Below are 19,745 nucleotides of genomic sequence, written 5' to 3'. Positions count from 1 at the left end.
CCCCTATTGCCCGACGTTGATAGCGTTGAGCGCTTCGGTGTAGGTGGCGAGCTTGCCGCCGTTCTTCGCGGCATAGGCCTCGGCGTCCTTCTTCAGCAGGAACGGCACCACCTCGGGATTCTTCGCGTCGGGCTTGACCGCGTAGAAGGCGGCGTCGGCAAACACCTTGATGCCAAGCTCGTGGTCAACGAGATAGACCGCGTTGAACTTCTTGCCTTCCTTCGTGAATTTCTTGACGCCGAACAGCGCGCAGACCGGCGAGGAGAACGGCACGATTTCGCCGCCCTGGATCCAGACTTCGCCGACCTTCTTGGGATCGTTGACCGGCACGTTGCAGACGGGGTCGGTGCCTGTGACGTTGTAGGTGTCGAAGGCCGCCATCTGCTTGTCGTAGTCGAGCCCGAGCTCCTTGTAGGTGGCACGGATGTAGCTGTCGTTGATCCAGGCACCCATATCGAGCGGCTTGATCATGTTGAGCTTCTGCAGGATCGCGTAGCTTCCGCTCGCCGATTCGATCAGCAGCTTCTTGATGGTGGGATCAAGCGTGTGCACGCCGCCGGGGCCGAGGAAGATGTAGACCACTTCCTTGTTGATCTTGGTCCACTCCTCGATCTTCTCGGCGGCGAGCTTCGGATTCTTGCGCATCCACTCATTCGCCTCGATCAGCGACTTGAGATAGGCCGTGACGATCTCCGGATACTTCTCGGCAAAATCCTTGCGCACGGTCACGCCGTGGAAGGTTGGCACCTTGGTCTCGGCACCGTCATAGATCTTGCGCGCAAAGCCCTTGAACGGCAGCAGCTCGGCGAAGGGCACGAAGTCGCCGTGGGCGTCGATGCGCTTCTCCTGCAGATTGGTAGTGCCGACTTCCGGCGACTGCGAGACGAGGCTCCAGAAGTCCGGTGGCAATCCTTTCTTCTGCAGCGAAGTCAGCATCATGCCGTGCGCGGCGGAGCCGAACGGCACCGAGACGTTCTTGCCCTTGAGATCGGAGAGTTCGTAGAACGGCGAGTCCTTGTGAACGACGATGCCATTGCCGCCGCCGACGGCGTTATAGGCGATGATGGCAACCAGCTGCGTCGGATTGTTGGTGGTCTGGCCGGTTGCGCCGTTCACCATCAACGGATAGTCACCCATCATCCCGATCTGGATGTTGTTGGCCATCATGCCGTTGGTAATCGGCGGACCTGACGTCGCGTTCTGCCAGTTGAGTTTGTATTGGAAATCCTTGTACTTTCCGGTCTTCGGCAGGTTCTTCTCGAGAAGACCAAGCTCCTTGATAACGACCCCGCCAGTCACCGTATTTGTCGTCGTGTTCTGCGTGCCGATGCCGATCTCCAACACCTGCGCGCGCAAATCTCCGGAGGAGAGCATAAGTGCCACCGCCACGCACCAGGGGGCGACCTTTGAACCGCAAGACACGAGTGTGGTGACGTTCATCACGTTAACCCCTTAAATTGACGCGGGTTTGCTGGATGGCGGCCCGCCGTTGGGCTGCGCTCGGCGCGATCGGGGGTGCAAGGGCCAAGCCAGTTTGCACCCTGCCTGCGCGACAGGTTGTCCCTGTCCGCCGCATGCGACGCACCGAATTTACGAAGGAAGAAACGGCGGCTGTGATGCCCACTCGCGAAACCCTCAAGACGACCGAATTGCCGTGCTTGACGTGAGTTCTGGGCTTGGAAAGGATTTCTTAAAACAAGGAACGGCGGTGGCACGCAAATCCTTGCCGAAAAACTCCGACTGCTCAAGAATTAGCCGGATCCGGCGTACTTTCTGATGAAATATTGAGCGACATGACGCCCGTCCGAGCAAGTGAGCTCGCCGTTTCAAGTCGAACCGACACGTTACCGGTTGTCAGTCTGCGTCGTCCTGAAGACCAGTCCTGGCGGTCTTGCCGTCGCGCATTTTTGCCAGCGGCGCGGTATCCTTGATCAGGATGTTGGTCCCGTGCGTATCGAGCGCCCCCATCTCGGTAAGACGCTTGAGCGTGATGGTCACCCATTGGCGTGTCACGCCTACCATGTTCGCAAGGTCGGCATGGGTGAATGAGGCTGCGATCAATGTGCCGCCGTGCTCTTTGACGCCGTAAAGGTCCGTCAAGTGCAGCAGCAGATGAGCGAGCCGCTCCGTTGGCGAGCGCGTGCCGAGCATCTGCGCCAGCGAGGAATAGCAGCGTCCCTTGAAGCTGAGACCTTCGATGATGCCCAGCGCCAACGCAGGGATTTTCAGGACCATCTGACGCAGCACGTCTCCGGGTAGATGCAGGACGGAACTGTTGATCGCAGCCGCGCCTGACCAGACGTGAATCCCTCGATTGAACACGTCGGGACCCCCGACGAAATTGCCGGGATGCCAATAGGCCAACGTGATTTCGCGTCCAGAAGGGCCGATGTAGAAGACGCGGATGCGCCCGCTCTCGACCAGATAGATACCGTCCTGCGGGCTGCCCTGACTGAAGACCTGCGCACCACGGTAGTAGACCTTGTGCTTGCTGGCGCTGACGACCTGCTGGATTTCCGCCGCGGAAAGGCCTTGGAAGAGCGGCGCCGGGCCGCCTCCCCGCGCCTTCTCGTCGGGCATCAGCATGGCGCCAAAGCGAGCTTGGTCGGCCCAGCCGAGGTTGGCTCCCATCTTCCAGGTATTTGCCAGCTTGCCTGCCAAAAAGGCCTCCATCGATGCAAGTTAAGCAAATCTTGCGCCAAGGAGTCGGCAAGAATGGGAAAGCCCCGTGGCGCCGCTTGGGCGCCGGTGATCCTGCGGCCAGGATGCTCAGGGCATAATTCCGGACACGTCTGTCGCAGCGTCCCCACCTGACGTCAGGTCCAGAGCAAAACTGGTCGCCTTGGCCTGCCCCAGAGGCTAAACGACGCCGGTGGATGGCGCTGCGGCTCTAGTAATTGCTACGCGTCAGCTCGTTCGGGATGCCATCGATCGGGCATTCGTCAGTGCCGACGGTCGGCCGCGTGAGCGCCTCGACCATTTCACGGGTGCCTTCGGGGTCTGCGATCCACTTCGCATAGAAATCGTAGGGGCACTCGGCGACGCCCTTTGCGTCTTCGCCGGAGTTGATTTTGCCGGTGTAGCCGCGATGCAAGAGCTTGAAGAGATGGTTCTGCGACTGGTTGTTGCGGCGGGCGTCGCGGATCAGATGTTTCGACAGCGCCGCATACTGGATGCCGTATTCCTCTTCGCCCGTTTCGCCCAATGTGCGGCCGTCAAAACCGATGATCGCGGAGTGGCCGAAATAGGAATAGACGCCGTCGAAGCCGGCGGCGTTGGCGACCGCGACATAGACGTTGTTGGCCCAGGCCATCGCCTTGGAAATCAGCACCTGCTGCTCCTTGGCCGGATACATGTAGCCCTGGCAGCGCACGATCAGCTCGGCGCCCTTCATGGCGCAGTCACGCCAGATCTCCGGATAATTGCCGTCATCGCAGATGATCAGGCTGATCTTCAGGCCCTTCGGCCCCTCGGAGACATAGGTGCACTTGCCGGGATACCAGCCCTCGATCGGCACCCACGGCATGATCTTGCGATACTTCTGAACGATCTCGCCCTTGTCGTTCATCAGGATCAGGGTGTTGTACGGCGCCTTGTTGGGATGCTCTTCATGGCGCTCGCCGGTCAGCGAGAACACGCCCCACACCTTGGCCTTGCGGCAGGCTTCGGCGAAGATCGCAGTCTCTTCACCCGGCACCGATGACGCGGTCTCGTACATCTCCTTGGAGTCGTACATGATGCCGTGGGTGGAATATTCCGGGAAGATCACGAGGTCCATGCCCGGCAGGCCGAGCTTCATGCCGACGATCATGTCGGCGATCTTGCGGGCGTTGTCGAGCACTTCGGCCTTGGTGTGCAGGCGCGGCATCTTGTAATTGACGACTGCGACGCCGACCGTGTCGTTGCTGGAAGAAATATCACCGTGAAGCATGGGACTCGCCTCTTGTTCTGGTTTGGGTTTGACGGATCGCGCTGCTAGTGGCTGATCATCCATGGCCGCGCGGTCGGAAAACCCTTCGCGCCGCTCTTTGTCTTGGTCATCAGCCGGCCCGGCTTCTTCTTGCCGGTTGAACAGCAGCCGCAACCGGGGCCGTGCGAAGCCTTGTATTCGGCAACCGTTTTCGGCGCGTGGGCGCTGCGCTCGTTGGTGGCGATCGCCTTGCGCTTGTCGGATGGCATGCAGAAGAACGCCGGCGCGGTCAGGATCACCCGCGGCGATTCATTGTCGCAGCGCGGGCAGTCCTGCGGTTCGTCATATTCGGACATCGGCCGTATGTCCGTAAACGGACCGCAATCGTTGCAGAGATATTCGTAGACGGGCATCTGGTTTCCTTGCGCGAATAGTTCGAAGGAGAATTTCGCGAATGGCGGATGCGGGGCGGCCGGCACGCTTAAGCCGACCCGCATCTTTCTCGCGCAGGGATCACTTGTCCGGCGAGATCGGCATCTGGATGTCGCCCGTGATATGTTTGATGGGACCGGCCGACGACGGCATGATGTCGAAGTCGAAGATCTCCGTCGGCAGCCACAGCGTGGCGCAGGCGTTCGGCACGTCAACCACGCCTGAGATGTGACCCTGGCACGGCGCGGTGCCGAGGATCGAATAGGCCTGCGCGCCGGAGTAACCGAACTTCTTCAGGTACTCGATCGCGTTCAGACAGGCCTGGCGATAGGCGATGTGGACGTCGAGGTAATGCTGCTTGCCGGCTTCATCCACCGAGATGCCCTCGAAGATCAGATAGTCCTTGTAGTTCGGCGTGATCGGCGACGGCTTGAACACAGGATTCTTGATGCCGTATTTGGCAACGCCGTCCTTGATGATTTCGACCTTCAGATGTAGCCAACCGGCCATTTCGATCGCGCCGCAGAAGGTGATCTCGCCGTCACCTTGGCTGAAATGCAGATCGCCCATCGAGAGGCCGCCGCCCGGCACATAGACCGGGAAGAAGATCTTTGAGCCGCGCGATAGATCCTTGATGTCGCAATTGCCGCCATGCTCGCGCGGCGGCACCGTGCGCGCGCCCTCCGCGCCGACCTTGGCCTTGGCATCGCCTTTGGCGCGGCCGGCATGCGCGGTCGCGGCGAACGGCGGATTGGCGAGACCCGGGACGCGCGTTGGGTTGGTCGCGATCAGCGCGGTCTCGCGCTCGTTCCAGGTCGCGAGCAGTTTCGGATCGGGCAGACAGCCGATCAGGCCGGGATGGATCAGGCCGGCAAAATTCACGCCGGGCACATGACGCGACGACGTGTAGAGACCCTTGATGTCCCAGATCGATTTCTGCGCCAGCGGGAAATGATCAGTGAGGAAGCCGCCGCCATTCTGCTTGGAGAAGAAGCCGTTAAAACCCCAGAGGCTCTCCTTCAGCGGACCGACATCGAGCAGGTCGACCACCAGCAGATCACCGGGCTCAGCGCCCTTGACGCCGATCGGGCCGGACAGGAAGTGCACGATCGACAGATCGATGTCGCGCACGTCATCGGCGGAATCGTTGTTCTTGATGAATCCGCCGGTCCAGTCATAGGTCTCGATGATGAAGTCGTCGCCGGGATTGACCCACGCCACGATCGGGATGTCGGGGTGCCAGCGGTTGTGGATCATGTCGTTCTCGTAGGCCGATTTGGTAAGATCGACCTTGATCAGTGTTTCTGGCATCGATAGCTCCCCTTTTTAAACAGCACAGTTACGGTTCAAACGGACAGGAATTTCGAGACCTGCGCGGCATCGACGCTGTCGCGCGGGTCGTCGCGAACGATCTCGCCGTTCTCGATGACCAGCACGCGGTCGGCGATATCGAGCGCAAAGCTCAAGACCTGTTCGGAGACGACGATCGAAAGGCCGCGCTCGTCGCGGATGCGTTTCAAGGTGCGCGCCATGTCCTTGATGATCGACGGCTGGATGCCCTCGGTCGGCTCATCCAGCAGCAGCACTTTCGGTTTGGTCGCGAGCGCGCGCGCAATCGCGAGCTGCTGCTGTTGACCGCCCGACAGATTGCCGCCGCGGCGGTTCTTCATCTCCAGCAGCACCGGAAACAGCTCATAGATGTCGTCGGGCACTTCCGAGCCGCCTGAGACGACCAGGCCGGTTTCGATGTTCTCCTTCACCGTCATGGTGGAGAAGATCATGCGGCCCTGCGGCACATAGGCGAGGCCCTTTGCGACCCGCTCGAAGCTCTGCATCGCGTTGAGCTCGGCGCCGTCCATTTTCACCGAGCCGCTCTTCGCAGGCAGAATACCCATCAGCGATTTCATCAGCGTGGTCTTGCCCATGCCGTTACGGCCCATGATCGCCACGATCTCGTTGGGCGCCACCGAGACGTTGAGGCCGTGCAGCACTTCGCTCTGGCCGTAAGCGACGTGAAGATCCGAGATAGCCAGCATCGACGCGCTCTCCTTATTTTCTACGCATGATCTTGTCCGGAAACCGGACGCCACTTTCCGGGATCATGCGCTAATGTCCGAGGTAGACTTCAATGACCTTCGGGTCGTTCTTGACCTTCTCCATCGTGCCCTCCGACAGAATCTGGCCCTGGTGCAGCACCGTGACCTTGTGAGCGATGTCCTCGACGAATTTCATGTCGTGCTCGATGACGAGCACCGAGCGGTCCTTGATGATGCGGTTGAGCAATTCGGCGGTCTTGGCGCGCTCGGAGACGCTCATGCCGGCCACCGGCTCGTCGAGCATCAGGAGCTCCGGGTCCTGGATCAGCAGCATGCCGATCTCGAGCCACTGCTTCTGGCCGTGGCTGAGTTGGTCGGCATAGGTGTCGAGGCGATCCTTCAAAAAGATCATCTCGGCAACTTCCTCGACGCGTTCCTTGACCGCCGCGTCGCGCTTAAAGGCCAGCGAGCCGAACACGGTGCGGCCGCGTGGGTATGAAATTTCGAGATTCTCGAACACGGTCAGGTCCTCGAACACCGACGGCGTCTGGAACTTGCGTCCCACGCCGGTCTGCACGATCTGGTTCTCCTTCAGCTTCGTCAGCTCCTTGCCGCGAAACTGGATCGACCCGGAGGTGGCCTTGGTCTTTCCGCAGATCAGATCGAGCACCGTGGTCTTGCCGGCGCCGTTCGGGCCGATGATGACGCGGATCTCGTTCTCCTCGACATAGAAGGAGAGATTGTTCACGGCCTTGAAGCCGTCGAAGGACACGGTGAGTCCCTCGACCGCGAGCAGGAAGGGTTTGGGCTGGTGACCGATGAGCATGGTCTATTTCCTCATTTCGCCAGTTGGGCATCGGCACCGAGGTGACCGATGAGCATATCTGCCTCCTCACTCCGCCGGTGCGCCGTCGGCGACGGAATTCCAGCCGTCTTTAGGTTTCGATTTTCGCGATGCCAGCAGCCGGTCGATGCGCGGCTGAACGTAATCCGCCCAGATTCCCGACAGGCCGTTCGGGAAGGCCAGCACGACCGCGATGAACAGCGCGCCGAGGCCGAACAGCCAGAGCTGCGGGAAGGATTCCGAAAGGCCGGTCTTGGCGAAGTTGACCAGCAGCGAGCCCCACACCGCGCCGAAGATCGACATCCGCCCGCCGACCGCCGTGTAGATCACCATCTCGATCGACGGCACGATGCCGACAAAGGACGGTGACATGAAGCCGACATTGAGCGCGAACATGGCGCCGCCGATCGCGGCGAAGACCGCGGCCATGCAGAAGGCGAAGATCTTGAAGTTGGCGACGCTGTAGCCGGAGAAGCGGACGCGGTCTTCCTGTTCACGCATCGCCACCAGGATGCGGCCGAGCTTGGTCAGGCGGATGAACTGCGCGATGCCGATGCAGGCGAACAGCAGGATCACCTCGACGAAGTACAGGATGATCTTGGCATGGTCCGGCCGGATGTCCCAACCCTTCAGGGTACGCAGGTCGGTCATGCCGTTGATGCCGCCGGTATAGCCCTGCTGTCCCACGATCAGGATGGTCAGGATCGCGGCGACGGCCTGGGTGATGATCGCGAAGTAAGTGCCGCCGACGCGGCGCTTGAACATCGCGGTGCCGATGATCAGGGCGAACAGGCCGGGCACCAGGATGATGGCGGCGATGGTAAAGGTGAGACTGTGGAACGGCTGCCAGAACAGCGGCAGCGCAGTGATCTGATTCCAGTCCATGAAGTCAGGAATGCCGGGTGTCGACTGGATCTTGGTGTTCTCGACGCTGGAGGCTTCCAGCTTGAGGAACATCGCCATGCAGTAGCCGCCGAGGCCGAAGAACACGCCCTGCCCCAGGCTCAGAATGCCGCCATAGCCCCAGCACAACACAAGCCCGATCGCGACAAAGGCGTAGGTCAGATATTTCGCGACCAGGTTGAGGCGGAACACATCCAGCGACAGCGGCAGGATCACGAACAGGACGGCGGCGAGCGCAATGAAGCCGATGAGCTCGGATCGATTGAAGAAGCGTGAGTTGATCATGACCGTGCCTGCTCTCTGTTATTTGCGGACTTTGAGGGCGAACAGGCCCTGCGGCCGCAGCATCAGAATTCCGACCACAGCGAGCAGCGTGAGCACCTTGGCCATCGAGCCCGACATGAAGAATTCCAGCGTCGACTGCGTCTGCGAGATCGAGAAGGCGGAGGCGATCGTGCCGAGCAGGCTGGCGGCGCCGCCAAACACGACAACCAGGAACGTATCGACGATGTAGAGCTGGCCTGAGGTGGGCCCGGTCGAGCCGATCATGGTGAAGGCGCTTCCGGCGATGCCGGCGATGCCGCAACCAAGCCCGAAGGTGTAGCGGTCGACCTTCTCGGTATTGATGCCGACGGCGCCGGCCATGATACGGTTCTGCACCACGGCGCGGACCTGGCGGCCCCAGCGTGACTTGTACAGGACGTAGGCGACCACGATCGTGATCAGCACCGTCAGGCCCATCACGAAGACGCCGTTGATCGGGACCTCGATGCTGTCGGTCACCTTGAGTGAACCCAGCATCCATTGCGGCAGCTCGACGCCGACCTCGCGCGGGCCGAACACCGAGCGATAGGTCTGCTGCAGCATCAGGCTGAGGCCCCAGGTGGCGAGCAGCGTATCGAGCGGTCTCTTATAGAGGTGCCGTATCAGCACCCATTCCACCAGCATCCCCAGCGCGCCGGAGGCCAGGAAGGCCAGTATCATCGCGAGGAAGAAATAGCCGCTGAACAGGCTCGGAAGATAGGACTGAAACGTGTTCGACGTCAGCCAGGTGACGTAGGCGCCGAGAATCATGAACTCGCCATGCGCCATGTTGATGACGCCCATCTGGCCGAAGATGATCGCGAGCCCCAGCGCCATCAACACGTAGACGGAAAACAGGATCAGGCCCGCAAAGCCCTGCATGACGAAGATGGAGCCCAGATCGCCAATCGAATAGTCGCCGAACATCGATGTTTCTCCGTCGAGGGGATAAAGTCCCCGCGCCACGAGCAAAGTCGCGACGCGGGGCCGTCAAGCGCGGATTGACGGTCCACGCCAGGGAGCTCTTGCTCGGGAAGCCTGCGGTGAGTCCGCAGCCCTTACTGGTAGCCCTTCGGAAACGGATCGGGCTCGACCAGATCCGAAGTCTCGAAGATCAGCTCGAACTGGCCATCGAGCTTGGCGCGGCCGACGCGGGTCTTTGACCACAGGTGATGGTTTTCATGGATGCGCACGTAACCTTCGGGCGCTTCCTTGAATTCCACGCCGGGCGAAGCGGCGGCGATCTTGTCGACATCGAAGCTGCCGGCCTTCTCGACGGTCAATTTCCACAGCCACGGGCCGAGATAGCCGGCCTGCGTGACGTCGCCGATCACGGTCTTCTCGCCCCACAACTTCTTGAAGGCCGGAACGAACGCCTTGTTGTTGGCATTGTCGAGCGACTGGAAGTACTTCATGCAGGCATAGGCGCCCGCGATGTTCTCGCCGCCGATGCCGTCGATTTCGTCCTCGGTCACCGAGATTGTCAGCAGCGCCTGCTTCGAGAGGTCGACGCCGGCCGCCTTGAGCTGCTTGTAGAACGCGACGTTCGAGCCGCCGACCACGTCGGTGAAGATAACGTCGGGCTTGGTGAGCTTGATCTTGTTGATGACCGAATTGAACTGCGTGCTGCCGAGCGCGTAATATTCCTCGCCGACGACCTTGCCCTTCAGCACGTTCTCGACGTGCTTGCGCGCGATCTTGTTCGAGGTGCGCGGCCAGATGTAATCCGAGCCGATGAAGAAGAACGATTTGGCGCCCTTCTCCTTGGCGATCCAGTTCAGCCCTGCGAGGATCTGCTGGGTGGCTTCCTGGCCGGTATAGATGACGTTCTTGGACTGCTCGAGGCCTTCATAGAAGGTCGGGTAATAGAGCATGCCGTTGTACTGCTCGACGACAGGCAGCACCGCCTTGCGCGAGGCCGAGGTCCAGCAGCCCATGATCGCCGCGACCTTGTCGTTGACGAGCAACTTCTTGGCCTTTTCGGCAAAGGTCGGCCAGTCGCTGGCGCCGTCTTCCTGGATGAACCTGATCTTGCGCCCGAGCACGCCGCCCATGGCATTGATCTGTTCGATCGCGAGCTTTTCAGCCTGGATCGAGCCGGTCTCCGAGATCGCCATCGTGCCGGTGGCGGAGTGCAAAATGCCGACGGTGACTTCCGTATCCGTGACCGCGAGGCCCGTGGTGTTGACCACGGAGGTGGCGGGGCCTGCCCCGAAGGAAGGACGTGGAAGGATCGAAATGAGCGGCAGGGCCGCCGCGCCCATCAGCAGTTTGCGGCGAAGCGGCGACTGCAAGCCCTTGTTTGGTTCGTCTGACATGAGCACCCCATTTTTGTTTCGAGAACGCTTATTGGTCAGGCGAGGATTGCCCGGAATTGTGCACTGCACAGATACGTGGGATTGCGTATTCTGCACCGCAAAATAGCGACGTAGATTTCTGGTACGAAGTTTGCTGGCCAGGAGGGACCGGTTGAGCGGGCAGGAGCAGCAGAAGTGGCAGGGCGGCAGCGGATAGACCGCGTCAGGCGCCAGTATAATCAATGGGTTGCCAACCAGACGTTGGAAGACTACGCGCTGCGCTTCACCGCCAAGAGCGCGCGGCGATGGTCTGCCGCCCGCGTCGCCAACACGGCCCTTGGCGCGATCTCTTTTCTGGCACTGGAAGCGATCGGCGGTACGATTACGCTGAACTATGGCGCCACCAATGCCACCGTTGCCATCCTGGTCGTCAGCGTCATCATTTTCTTCTGCGGCCTGCCGATTGCCTATCATGCCGCCAAATGCGGCATCGATATTGATCTGCTGACCCGCGGCGCCGGCTTCGGCTATATCGGTTCGACCATCACCTCGCTGATCTACGCCTCCTTCACCTTCATCTTCTTCGCCATCGAGGCGGTCATTCTCGCCTCCGCGCTGGAGATGTGCTTCGGCATCCCGCGGCCGATCGGCTATCTCATCAGCGCCGTCGTGATCATTCCGCTGGTGACCTACGGCATCACGCTGATCAGCCGCTTCCAATTGTGGACGCAGCCGATCTGGATCATCCTGCATATCCTCCCCTTTGTCGCGATCGCCTATGCCAATCCGCTTTCGTTCACAGAATGGCGCAAGTTCGCCGGCGAACACGGCGACGCCGGCGGGCATCTCGATCTGCTGCTGTTCGGCACCGCGGCTTCCGTGGTGTTCTCGCTGGTGGCGCAGATCGGCGAGCAGGTCGACTTCCTGCGCTTTCTGCCGCGTGATCGTCGCACGTCGCGAACGTCGTGGTGGCTTGCGCTATTGATCGCCGGCCCCGGCTGGATCCTCTTCGGCGCGCTCAAGCTGCTGCTGGGCTCGTTCCTCGCCTTCTTTGCGCTGAGCCACGGGCTCTCCAGCGAGCAGGCGGCCGAGCCGGCGCACATGTATCTCGAGGCGTTTCGATACGTGCTATCACAGCCCGACATGGCGCTGGCGCTGACCGGCGCCTTCGTCATCCTCTCGCAAATCAAGATCAACGTCACCAATGCCTATGCCGGTTCGATCGCCTGGTCGAACTTCTTCTCGCGGCTGACCCATAGCCATCCCGGCCGCGTGGTGTGGCTCGTCTTCAATGTCGTGGTCGCGCTGCTGCTGATGGAGATCGGCGTCTACAAGGCGCTGGAGCAGACGCTGGCGCTCTATTCCAACGTGGCGATTGCCTGGGTCGGCGCGCTGGTCGCCGATCTCGTCGTCAACAAGCCGCTGGGGCTGCGGCCACAACACATCGAGTTCAAGCGCGCGCACCTGTGCGACATCAACCCGGTCGGCGTCGGCGCGATGACGATCGCGACCATCGTCTCGATCTCGGCGTTCTACGGCCTGTTCGGACCGACGGCGAAGGCCCTCTCCGCCTTCGTGGCGCTGGCGGTCGCCTTCGTCACCGCGCCGCTGATCGCCTGGGCGACCGACGGAAAATATTACATCGCGCGAAAACCGAAGCGGAGCTGGCAGAATCTTGAATCGATCCAGTGCTGCATCTGCGAGCATTCGTTCGAGCCGGAGGACATGGCCTCCTGCCCGGCCTATGCCGGGCCGATCTGCTCGCTGTGCTGTTCGCTCGATGCGCGCTGCCACGATCTCTGCAAGCCGCATGCGCGTGCCGGCGCCCAGGTCTCGGACATGCTCGGGAAACTGCTGCCGGAGCCGATCTTTGCGCGGATCAATTCGCAGTTCGGGCATTACCTCGGCGTGTTCGCGGTATCCGCAGGGCTCGTCGGGCTGACGCTCGGGCTGATCTATCTGCAGACCTCGGCGACGATGCCGGTCGAGAACTTTGTGCTGTCGGACGTGCTGTGGAAGGTGTTTTTCGCGCTCACCATCATCATCGGCGTGGTGGCGTGGCTGTTCGTGCTGGCGGAGCAGAGCCGCCGCGCGGCGGAGGCCGAGACGCGGCGGCAGACCACGCTGCTCATTCAGGAAATCGACGCGCACAAGCGCACCGACGCCGAGTTGCAGCGCGCCAAGGAAGTCGCTGAGTCCGCCAACCTCGCCAAGAGCCGCTACGTTGTCGGGCTGAGTCATGAGCTGCGCTCGCCGCTGAACGCCATCTCGGGCTACGCGCAGTTGCTGGAACAGGATTCGAGCCTTGCCACCAAACCGCGCGACCAGGTCCGTGTGGTGCGACGAAGCGCCGATCATCTGTCGGGGCTGATCGACGGCATTCTCGATATTTCCAAGATCGAGGCCGGCCGGCTGTATCTCTCGCGTGACGAGGTACGCTTGAGCGAATTTCTCGATCAGCTCGTCGGCATGTTCCGCGTCCAGGCTGCCGCCAAGGGCATCGACTTCGTGTTCAAGCGACCTGCGGTGCTGCCGGTCGTGGTCTATGCCGACGAGAAGCGGCTGCGGCAGGTTCTGATCAACCTGTTGTCGAACGCACTGAAATTCACGCAAAGCGGCAGCGTGCAATTCGCGGTGCATTACCGCAGCCCTGTCGCGGAGTTCGAGATCATCGACACCGGGCCCGGCATTCAGGCGGACGATCTCGAACGCATTTTCGCGCCGTTCGAGCGCGGCGCGCTCGGCGTCTCGCAGCCGCAGACCGGCACCGGGCTCGGCCTCACTATCAGCCGGCTGCTCGCGGGCGTGATGGGCGGCGATATCAAGGTGGCGAGCGAGGTCGGCAACGGCAGCACGTTCCGTGTCAAGATCCTGCTGTCGGAGGTCACCAACCCGACGCGGATCGCCCCGGTGGAGGCGCCGATCTTCGGCTATCACGGCCAGCGCAAGACCATTCTGATCACCGACGACGATCCGACGCATCGCGATCTCCTGCGCGAGGTGCTGGCGCCGCTCGGCTTCATCCTGCTCAGCGCGCCCGACGGCCCTGGCTGCCTCGCGCTGGCGCAGCATTGCCGGCCTGATTTGTTCCTGCTGGATATCTCCATGGCCGGCATGGATGGATGGACGGTAGCGCAGGCGTTGCGCGAGAGCGGCCATCATCAGGCCCGCATCCTGATGGTATCGGCGAGCGCGCTGGAAGCCCACGGCGCGCCGCTGGCCCAGCCGTTCCACGACGGCTATCTGATGAAGCCGATCGATATTCCAAAACTGCTGGAGACCATCCGGCAGTCGCTCAAGCTCGAATGGCAGTATGAGGCCGATCAGATCCCTGCCCCACACTGGAAGCCGGATACGGGCTCGCGGCCGCCGGTGAAGCACGTCGAAGAGCTGATCGGGCTCGGGCAACTCGGTTATATCAGAGCGATCCAGGTCAAGCTCGATGAGATCGGCAACGATCACCCCGAACATGCCGATTTCGTTTCGCAAATGCGCGCGCTGATCGACCGCTTCGATCTCGATCAGTACATGGCGACCCTGAAAGCCCTGCACAGCCATGATCATTGAACCGAAAAAGCGCGATGTCGCCCTCGTCGTCGACGATTCCCCGGAAACGCTGCGGCTACTGACCGATGCGCTCGACGGCGCAGGGATGACGGTGATGGTCGCGCTCGACGGCGCCTCCGCGATGCGGATCGTCGACCAGATCACCCCCGACATCGTGCTGCTCGACGCTGTCATGCCGGGCATCGACGGTTTTGAGACCTGCCGGCGGCTGAAACGCGATGCCGGCCTCGACCATGTGCCGATCATCTTCATGACGGGCCTTGCCGAGACCGAGCACATCGTCCGCGGGCTGGAGGCCGGCGGCGTCGACTATGTGACGAAGCCGATCGCAGTCGAGGAGATGCTGGCGCGCATCCGAGTTCACCTTGCCAACGCGCGGCTGACCCAGAGTGCGCGCGCCGCGCTCGATGTGTCCGGCCGCTATCTACTCGCGGTGAACAACACGGGCAGGCTGATGTGGGCGACGCCGCAGGCGCAAAAGCTCTTGTCGGACGCGTTGGCAAGCGAAACCGACGAGGTGATACTGCCCGACCCGATTCCGCAATGGCTGGAACAGGCGCGCAAGGGCAAGACAGGATCGAAAGCCACGATCATGGCCACGCTGCCTGGCAACGAGTTGCTCCGGCTGCAATATATGGGCAAGCTCGGCGCCAACGAGTTCCTGCTGCGGCTGGCAAAAGACTCCGGCGCCGAGGCGCCTGCGGAGTTCTCCAGCGAGTTGGGGTTGACCACCCGCGAGGGCGAAGTGCTGTCATGGCTCTCCAAAGGTAAGACCAACCGCGACATCGCGCAGATTTTGGGTCTCTCCCCGCGCACCGTCGACAAGCACCTCGAGCAGATCTATTCGAAACTCGGTGTGGAGAATCGCACCGCGGCCGCGGCGATTGCAGTGAATGCAAAGCACCGGAAATCCTGACGCGAACTCTCGTTAGCCGAGCGACACAACAGGCTTCGGACTATCTTGGCATTGATGCGGGCTCACCGCTGAGCTTGCCGCACCGCCGGTCAGGTGGTTCTGCCGCTTGTCAAACCTATGCTTGCTGGACAAGCGAGTGCAACGCCTTGACCGCGGCCTCCCGGTTCTCCACCGGAACAAACAGGCTGACCGAATTCGGCGACATCACGTACTTGTCGGGGACGATCCCGTGATGTGCGAGAACCTGCAACGCCGTGAGCGGCAATTCCGGCGAAACGGCGCCGAAGCAGGTGAGACTGACCGCGCTTGAAGCCTCGCGCGGCTTGCGTAGATCCTGGCTCTGCTCCAGCGTGCGCGAAAGCGCATCCAGCCACTCTGAATCACAGGCCACGGTCATGCTGGTTTTTCCCACGGCGAAGCCGGAGTCGAGGAGCTGCGGCCAGGACAGGCTGTTCTGCTTGAGATGCTGCGCGAATTTCTCGAAGCCGTGATTGAGATCGTTGCAATCGATTTCCACATGCTCGATGCGCGCGATCGAATTGACGGCCAGAGCTTTTCCGTTTTCCATGCCTGCAACCTCTTTCATCACTTGCGTGCTGTGTTCGACGCCACCCCACTGCTTGATCACCAGCGGCACGTCCTGACTCTGCGCCAGCTCTATGCTGCGAAAATGCAGGACCTTTGCGCCCCAGAAGCACATCTCCGACAGGGATGCGAAGTCCACTCGCCGCAGGGGCTTCGCGTCCGGCACGATGCGCGGATCGGCCGAACAAACTCCGTCGACTTCCTTGATGATTTCACAGCGTTCGGCCTTCAATGCCGCCGCCATCGCAACGGCCGTGGTGTCGCTGCCGCCCCGGCCGAGCGTGGTGATTTCCCGGGTCGCCGGGTTCACGCCCTGAAATCCCGCCAGCACCACGACGCGCCCACGATCAAGTTCCTCACGCACACGAATGGGCCGTACATCCAGAATGCGCGCGGAGGAATGGGAGTCGTCGGTCATCACGCCGGCCTGGCTGCCGGTGAAGCTGATCGCGGGCACGCCGAGATCGGCAAGCGCCATGCTCATCAGCGACATGCTGATGCGCTCACCGGTTGTCAGCAGCATGTCGAGTTCACGACGATTGGGAGCAGGGCTGACCTGATAAGCCATCTGGATCAACTGGTCGGTGGTCTTGCCCATGGCCGAGACGATCGCCACGACACGATGACCACGGCCATGCAGGTCGGCGAGGCTGCGCGCAACGCTGCGAATTTTTGCCGGGGTTTCAAGGCAGACACCGCCATATTTCTGCACGATGATGGGATGGTTGCGCATCTAGCCTCCCTGAGAAACCTCGCTCGCCTCGTCCATCGCACCGGCACCGCCTATCCACGTGCCGACGACTTCAAAGTTTGGATTGAAGGCGACCAGGTCGGCGCGGTATCCGGGCGCGATCCGTCCAAGCTCGGACTCAAGGCCGAGAAATGCCGCCGGCGTCCTGGAGGCCATGATGAGGGCATCAACAAGGGAGATTCCGAGTAGCGCAACGGCGTTGCGCACCGCCTCGATCATGCTGAGGTGAGCGCCCGCGAGCGTGCCATCCGGACCGGTCAGGCGATTTTCGCGCAAGGTGATCGGCCTTCCCTGCAGCATGAATTGCCGGTCGTTCGTGCCCACCAATGGCATGGCATCGGTGACCAGCATCAGTCGGTCGCGCCCCTTGCAGCGGAACGCAACACGCAAAGCGGCGCGGTCAACGTGGATGCCGTCGCAAATGATCCCAGCAAACAGCCGGTCATCATCCAGCGCGGCGCCCACCAGGCCCGGCTCTCTTGCGTTCAACTGCGACATGGCATTGAACAGATGGGTCACCCCCGAAACACCGCGATCGACCGCCTGCCCGATTTGGGCCGCGGTGGCGTCGCTGTGGCCAGCCGCGATACGCAAGCCGGCGCCGATCACCTCATCGATCATGGACGCGGGCACGCATTCCGGGGCCAGCGTCACCATGGAGCGGCCGCGGCCCCCAAAACTTTTGATCGCGGCGAGATCGCGCCGGTCGGGCACCCGTATCTCGGCTTCCGGGTGAATGCCCTTGCGAGACCGGTTGAGGGCCGGTCCTTCCAGATGAAAGCCGAGCACGCCGGGAATCGTCAGACAAGCCTCGGCGACTGCCGCCAGGCGCTCGATGACCTCGCTGCGATCGGTGATGAGGGTCGGCAAGCAGCCCGTGGTTCCCGTCTTGCGGTGCGCCTCGACGATGCGTCGAACGCCAGCCTCGGTCGGCTGGTCGTTGAGAAGAACGCCCCCGCCTCCGTTCACCTGGATGTCGATGAATCCGGGAGCAAGGATCGCGTCCGCGGGAAGCTGGATTGAGGCGCGCGCCGCCGCCTCGCCAAAGGTGATGCTTTCAATCCGCCCTTGGGAGATCCTGACCGAACCGGGACCGCGCATGTCGGCACCATCAAAGATGTGCTGCGCGGCAATGGTGAGAGAGGAATAACCGGCGTGGCCCATCAGCATTGATCCGAGAATGGCAGTCACGGACTCGTGAGGTGAGTCCCGTACAGGACTTCATATGTACACTGAAGAGCCTCGAAGAGGACCCGGAGCGAAACCTTCGCGTTAGCGTTCCATGGTAACAAAAGCTACCACGTATCTCGGCATCGATGGCGGTGGAACCCGCTGCCGCGCCCGGATCGAAGACGAAAACGGCAGGGTACTCGGAACAGCGAGCTCCGGACCTGCGACGACGCGGATTGGCTTCGAGAAGGCCTGGCGGTCGATCATGGAGGCCACCGAGGCCGCAGCCGCGCAGGCCGGACTGACGCGCGAGGATTTCGCCCAGATGCACGCCGGAATTGGGCTTGCCGGTCTTGGTCGGCGGGGCGCGGAGGCGGCGCTCAACCAGATCGCGCATCCCTTTGCTTCCGTCATCTTCATCAGCGACGGCCTGGCGGCCTGCCTCGGCGCCCATAGCGGCGCGGATGGGGCCATCGTGGTCGCCGGCACAGGTTCGGTGGGTGTCGGCCTGATCGATGGCCGCGAAATCCGCATCGCCGGTTACGGTTTTCCCGTGTCGGACGAAGGCAGCGGCGCCGATATCGGGCTCCACGTCGTTCGACTGGCGCTGCGGGCCGCGGATCGCCGCGGCGAGCTGACCCCATTGCTTTCGGAGGTGCTGGGCGCCTTCGATCATGATCCCTATCAGGCGGTGGCCTGGTCCGAAGAAGCCAGGGCCACAGACTACGCGGCGTTCGCGCCGATCGTGATGCGGCACGCCAATCAGGGCGATCCGGTCGGCCGTCGCATTGTCGAACGCGCGGCCGATGCCATTGGCGATCTGCTCGATCTGTTCCTGGCGAGAGGAATTGACCGGCTCTCGCTGGTGGGCGGGCTCGCCGATGCCATGGCTCCCTGGCTGACGCCTGACTTGCGCACCCGCCTGAGACCTCCCGATGCCGACGCGGCGGCCGGCGCGTTGCTGGTGGCGCGAGGGCGGCTTGATCTGCCCAAGAGAGAGACGGAGAGAGAAACGGACAGAGACACTGACCATGAACAGGCTTCGAAGTTCCGCGTTTGATGGCGCTTGGATCAACAACATGGCCACCGAAGAAGTCGATCCCCGCTTTGCCGATCTTGATGCATGGTCGCTGACCTCAGCGATGGAAGCGATGTGGGAGGGCCAGCTCGCGGCCGTCGCGGCGATTGGTCACGCCCTTCCTGCGATCACCGCGGCGACCGAAGCGGCCAAGGCGGCGCTGGGCGATCGCGGGCGCATCGTATATGTCGGCGCCGGCACCTCGGGCCGCGTGGCCGTCCAGGACGGGGCCGAGCTGACGCCGACCTTCGCCTGGCCCAGGGAGCGCGTCCGCTTCATCGTTGCCGGCGGAGACAGCGCGTTCGTCACCAGCATCGAGGGCGCGGAGGACGATGTCGATGATGCGGTCGCGCAGATCGATGCCGCGCGGCTCACACCGCACGACGTGGTGATCGCCGTTGCCGCCAGCGGCACAACGCCATTCACGGTCGCGGCGCTGCAGCAGGCGGGCGCGTTCGGCGCAGTGACGATCGGCGTCGCCAACAATCCCGGCACCGCCCTGCTGGCATCGGCAAAGTTTCCGATTCTGATCGAGACCGGCCGCGAGCTGATCGCCGGCTCCACGCGGATGAAGGCGGGCACCGCGCAGAAGGTCGTGCTCAACCTGATCTCATCGGGGATCATGCTGCGGCTTGGCCGGGTGTATCGCGGCATGATGGTGAACATGCCGCCGACCAACGCCAAGCTGAAGCGGCGCGCCGAGGCCATGGTGGCGCAAATCGCGCACTGCGATCCGTCGCACGCGGCACGCGCGCTCGAGCAGGCCGAGGGCGACATCAAGACGGCAAGCCTTCTGGCGTTGGGTGTCGACAGGGTTGATGCCGAGACCATCCTGAAAAACTGTGACGGCAACCTTCGGCGCGTATTTGCCGAGCTGACCAAGGATCAAGACCGGCATCGCAAGGAAGCGCCGGTGCGCAAGCAAGGCGGAGCGGTTGAGCCGTGACGTCTTC

Annotated in this window: 16 protein-coding genes; 4 read left to right on the top strand and 12 right to left on the bottom strand. The window is 62.1% G+C overall.

Annotated elements, in window-relative coordinates; all coding sequences use genetic code 11:
- Positions 1-3 precede the first annotated feature (3 nt).
- The 10 genes from LMTR21_RS06080 to urtA all read right to left on the bottom strand — a co-directional run bounded on the left by LMTR21_RS06080 (position 4) and on the right by urtA (position 10,746).
- On the bottom strand, positions 4-1,374 hold the full coding sequence (locus tag LMTR21_RS06080; protein ID WP_246175681.1) for an ABC transporter substrate-binding protein: 1,371 nt from the start codon (positions 1,372-1,374) through the stop codon (positions 4-6).
- 480 nt (positions 1,375-1,854) lie between these two features.
- Complete coding sequence (locus LMTR21_RS06075) at positions 1,855-2,661, bottom strand: Crp/Fnr family transcriptional regulator (protein ID WP_430642529.1); 807 nt, start codon at positions 2,659-2,661, stop codon at positions 1,855-1,857.
- A gap of 229 nt (positions 2,662-2,890) precedes the next feature.
- Positions 2,891-3,931, bottom strand: a complete 1,041-nt coding sequence (locus LMTR21_RS06070; protein WP_065755719.1) for an aliphatic amidase — start codon at positions 3,929-3,931, stop codon at positions 2,891-2,893.
- Positions 3,932-3,975: 44 nt separating this feature from the next.
- The gene (locus tag LMTR21_RS06065; protein ID WP_065755876.1) at positions 3,976-4,323 is read right to left on the bottom strand and encodes an FmdB family zinc ribbon protein; all 348 of its coding nucleotides are present in this window, start codon (positions 4,321-4,323) and stop codon (positions 3,976-3,978) included.
- 100 nt (positions 4,324-4,423) lie between these two features.
- Positions 4,424-5,653: a formamidase gene (gene fmdA / locus LMTR21_RS06060; protein ID WP_065755718.1), complete on the bottom strand. Its 1,230-nt coding sequence runs from the start codon at positions 5,651-5,653 to the stop codon at positions 4,424-4,426.
- A 35-nt stretch (positions 5,654-5,688) separates the two neighbouring features.
- Positions 5,689-6,378, bottom strand: a complete 690-nt coding sequence (gene urtE / locus LMTR21_RS06055) for an urea ABC transporter ATP-binding subunit UrtE (protein ID WP_065755717.1) — start codon at positions 6,376-6,378, stop codon at positions 5,689-5,691.
- 70 nt (positions 6,379-6,448) lie between these two features.
- Positions 6,449-7,204 (bottom strand): urea ABC transporter ATP-binding protein UrtD, encoded by a 756-nt coding sequence (gene urtD, locus LMTR21_RS06050; protein WP_065755716.1) that lies wholly within the window; start codon positions 7,202-7,204, stop codon positions 6,449-6,451.
- 66 nt (positions 7,205-7,270) lie between these two features.
- Entirely contained in the window at positions 7,271-8,410 is a 1,140-nt protein-coding gene (urtC, locus tag LMTR21_RS06045; protein WP_065755715.1) for an urea ABC transporter permease subunit UrtC, read from the bottom strand.
- A gap of 18 nt (positions 8,411-8,428) precedes the next feature.
- Positions 8,429-9,355, bottom strand: coding sequence for an urea ABC transporter permease subunit UrtB (urtB, locus tag LMTR21_RS06040; RefSeq protein WP_065755714.1), 927 nt, complete (start codon positions 9,353-9,355; stop codon positions 8,429-8,431).
- 131 nt (positions 9,356-9,486) lie between these two features.
- Positions 9,487-10,746, bottom strand: a complete 1,260-nt coding sequence (gene urtA / locus LMTR21_RS06035) for an urea ABC transporter substrate-binding protein (RefSeq protein ID WP_065755713.1) — start codon at positions 10,744-10,746, stop codon at positions 9,487-9,489.
- A 174-nt stretch (positions 10,747-10,920) separates the two neighbouring features.
- Here urtA and LMTR21_RS06030 point away from each other — a divergent pair, with 174 nt between their 5' ends.
- Both LMTR21_RS06030 and LMTR21_RS06025 read left to right on the top strand, forming a co-directional pair.
- On the top strand, positions 10,921-14,292 hold the full coding sequence (locus LMTR21_RS06030; protein WP_065755712.1) for a hybrid sensor histidine kinase/response regulator: 3,372 nt from the start codon (positions 10,921-10,923) through the stop codon (positions 14,290-14,292).
- The gene (locus LMTR21_RS06025; RefSeq protein WP_065755711.1) at positions 14,282-15,208 is read left to right on the top strand and encodes a response regulator transcription factor; all 927 of its coding nucleotides are present in this window, start codon (positions 14,282-14,284) and stop codon (positions 15,206-15,208) included. Before LMTR21_RS06030 ends, LMTR21_RS06025 begins: the two co-directional genes overlap by 11 nt.
- A gap of 115 nt (positions 15,209-15,323) precedes the next feature.
- Here LMTR21_RS06025 and LMTR21_RS06020 read toward each other — a convergent pair whose 3' ends face one another.
- Both LMTR21_RS06020 and nagA read right to left on the bottom strand, forming a co-directional pair.
- Positions 15,324-16,526 (bottom strand): aspartate kinase, encoded by a 1,203-nt coding sequence (locus tag LMTR21_RS06020; RefSeq protein ID WP_065755710.1) that lies wholly within the window; start codon positions 16,524-16,526, stop codon positions 15,324-15,326.
- Positions 16,527-17,708, bottom strand: a complete 1,182-nt coding sequence (gene nagA, locus LMTR21_RS06015) for an N-acetylglucosamine-6-phosphate deacetylase (RefSeq protein WP_065755875.1) — start codon at positions 17,706-17,708, stop codon at positions 16,527-16,529.
- A 118-nt stretch (positions 17,709-17,826) separates the two neighbouring features.
- On the opposite strand from nagA, the gene LMTR21_RS06010 reads away from it, so the two are divergent.
- Positions 17,827-18,774, top strand: coding sequence for a glucosamine kinase nucleotide-binding domain-containing protein (locus LMTR21_RS06010; RefSeq protein ID WP_065755709.1), 948 nt, complete (start codon positions 17,827-17,829; stop codon positions 18,772-18,774).
- 19 nt (positions 18,775-18,793) lie between these two features.
- Entirely contained in the window at positions 18,794-19,738 is a 945-nt protein-coding gene (locus LMTR21_RS06005; RefSeq protein WP_065755708.1) for an N-acetylmuramic acid 6-phosphate etherase, read from the top strand.
- Positions 19,739-19,745 lie beyond the last annotated feature (7 nt).

The organism is Bradyrhizobium paxllaeri, from assembly GCF_001693515.2.
Lineage (GTDB): Bacteria > Pseudomonadota > Alphaproteobacteria > Rhizobiales > Xanthobacteraceae > Bradyrhizobium > Bradyrhizobium paxllaeri.
Note: the sequence above shows the minus strand (reverse complement) of the source record. Positions and strands in the feature narration are given on the sequence as shown.